The sequence below is a fragment of the Actinacidiphila oryziradicis genome, from assembly GCF_005047355.1.
GTDB lineage: Bacteria > Actinomycetota > Actinomycetes > Streptomycetales > Streptomycetaceae > Actinacidiphila > Actinacidiphila oryziradicis.
Map to the genome: position 1 here is coordinate 1 of NZ_SUMC01000298.1, position 2,067 is coordinate 2,067.

At 69.0% G+C, this 2,067-nt stretch carries 2 protein-coding genes and 1 pseudogene; all 3 read right to left on the reverse strand.

Features of this window, described 5'->3' with window-relative positions:
- Positions 1-253 precede the first annotated feature (253 nt).
- Complete coding sequence (locus FCI23_RS55365; RefSeq protein ID WP_136731715.1) at positions 254-469, reverse strand: hypothetical protein; 216 nt, start codon at positions 467-469, stop codon at positions 254-256.
- 450 nt (positions 470-919) lie between these two features.
- The gene (locus FCI23_RS55370; RefSeq protein ID WP_169317492.1) at positions 920-1,669 is read right to left on the reverse strand and encodes a GAF domain-containing protein; all 750 of its coding nucleotides are present in this window, start codon (positions 1,667-1,669) and stop codon (positions 920-922) included.
- A gap of 5 nt (positions 1,670-1,674) precedes the next feature.
- Positions 1,675-2,067: pseudogene (locus tag FCI23_RS58030) on the reverse strand (ANTAR domain-containing protein); the annotation flags it as partial.

A 2,067-nucleotide genomic window follows, 5' to 3' on the forward strand; every position in this document is an offset into this window, starting at 1 on the left:
GACTGCCGAAAGCCGTTGTCGGCAGCGTTTCCGAACCGGTGAGCCAGACAGTCACACTCCAGGGTCACCGAACTGGACTGCCCGGCCATCGACACGGAAGACTGCGGCACCGGGGCCTCCTGTTGTTACTCGGTGATTCGACACCAACGAGCTGTTCAGGAGGCCCCTTCTGTATGCACCAAGCGCCCCGAGACCACCCAATCGAGACTCCCGTTCGACGCGCATCTCTCAAGACCGGAAAGACAACAGCTACTTACAGCTGCTGCGGCGACCCAGGTGTGCCGTGGTCGATCAGCCAGCTGGACACTGCCTCGGGCTCGCGTCGCTCTGCGCTGGCCTCGGCGGCCGCCTGCGCAGCATTGCGCCGAGAGCGGCCCTGGCGGCCGTGCGGGTCGACCGTGAGAAGGCCGTGGGCGGTTTGCTCCACGATGGCGCGAAGCAGGTTTCCCAGCGATCCGACGGGCGGCATCCGTGATCCTTCCGTGTTGATGTGACAAGTGGGCTCGAAGGACTCCCGGATGGCCGCGGGTCACTCACAGGCACGCAAGGCCCCACCCTCGGTAGAGGTTACTCAGTGCGACTGCTTGCGACTTCATGCGACGTGCCGGTAGACCAGCGGCAGGCCCTTGGCAGACCGCGAAGGGGCGAGCGGCGGTGGGTCGCCGCGGGATGCCTCCGACTCTCAGGCGAGGCTCCGCGTGGCGCTCCAGGGCGGCGGCCACGTGGCCGCCGCCCTGGAGCGCACGGGGAAAGGGGCAGGAGCCGAGCCGGGAGGCGGTGGTGCTGTGGGCGCAGTGGCGGGTGCACAAGGGCGGGTTTGTGCTCGGGAAACTGCCGCCCGGGCGACATCGGGTCTGAGTCCCGGTTCCCGGCGACGACTTCCGCACGCCGGGACCGGCCGCACTGCGGGTGAAGCGGGTCAGCGCCGCGGTGGCGCGGTGGCCTGGTGTGGGATCTGGGTGGTGTCGAATGTGCCGTTGGCGATCTCGCGGGCCAGCCGGGCAAGCTGGTGGTTTTGGGCGCGGGCGTAGCCGCGGAAGGCGGCGAAGGCGTCGTCGACCGAGACGTGCCAGCGTTCCGCGAGGATGCCCTTGGCTTGTTCCAGGACGATGCGGCTGGTCAGGGCGTACTGGAGTTGGGCGCGCTCGACTTGGCTTTGGTCCAGGGTGCGCTGCTGGAGGATGGCGATGGTGGCCATGTCCGCCAGGGCTTGGGCCAGGGTGATGTCCTCGTTGCTGAGGGGGCCGGGGTCGGTCTGGAACAGTGCGAGGGCTCCGATGACCCGGCCGCGCAGCCGCAGCGGGAGCGCGTTGGTGGCCACGAACCCGGTCTCCGCGGCGCGGGCGGCGAACGCGGGCCAGGCGGCGGTGACCTTCGGGTCGGTGAGGTTGATGTTGGTGCGGGCCTGGCCGCTCTTGTAGCAGTCCACGCAGGGGCCCTGGTCGTGTTGCAGGGCGAAGAGTTCCAGCAGCCGGGTGTGCTCGTCGGAGGCCGCCATGGTCTGCAGCATGTCGTGCTGGTCGGCCAGCAGGATGCCGACCGCCGCCACGTTCAGCAGTTCCATGCAGCGCACCGAGAGCTGCTGGAGGAAGTCGATGAGGTCGAAGTCGTCGATCAGGGAGTCGGCGACTTCCACGAAGACTTCGGTCACGCGATGTTCGCGGGTCATGTCGATCAGTCCTTGTCTACGACGGTCGGAGGCGTGCCATTGCCGCCTGGGTCCAGGCGAAGGCGCCGGTCCACCACGTCCTGGGAGACGTCGGTGATGGAACGCCCGCTGCCGTAAGCATGCGCGCGTAGCCGCAGCAGGGCTTGGGGCAGGGGCAGGGCGAGCTGGACGCTCACCATGCCCGTCGCCTGGTGGATCACCGCGTGCTGCAGGGTGTGCGGGGAGTCGGCGGGGGAAGACCCGTCCAGGCGTGGTTCACCGCTGCCCAGGCAGCGGGCGGTGAGCGAGTCGGCCAGCATCACAGCGTCGTCGGCCTGCTGGGCGCTCAGCGCACCCGGGGTGCGGCGCACCGCGGTCATCACGCCGACCCTGATGGCGCCGATGCCCATCGGGAAGCA

Excerpts from the sequence above, each read along its gene's own strand:
- FCI23_RS55365 (WP_136731715.1), bottom strand. The coding sequence starts at position 469 with ATGCCGCCCGTCGGATCGCTGGGAAACCTGCTTCGCGCCATCGTGGAG.
- FCI23_RS55370 (WP_169317492.1), bottom strand. The coding sequence starts at position 1,669 with ATGACCCGCGAACATCGCGTGACCGAAGTCTTCGTGGAAGTCGCCGAC.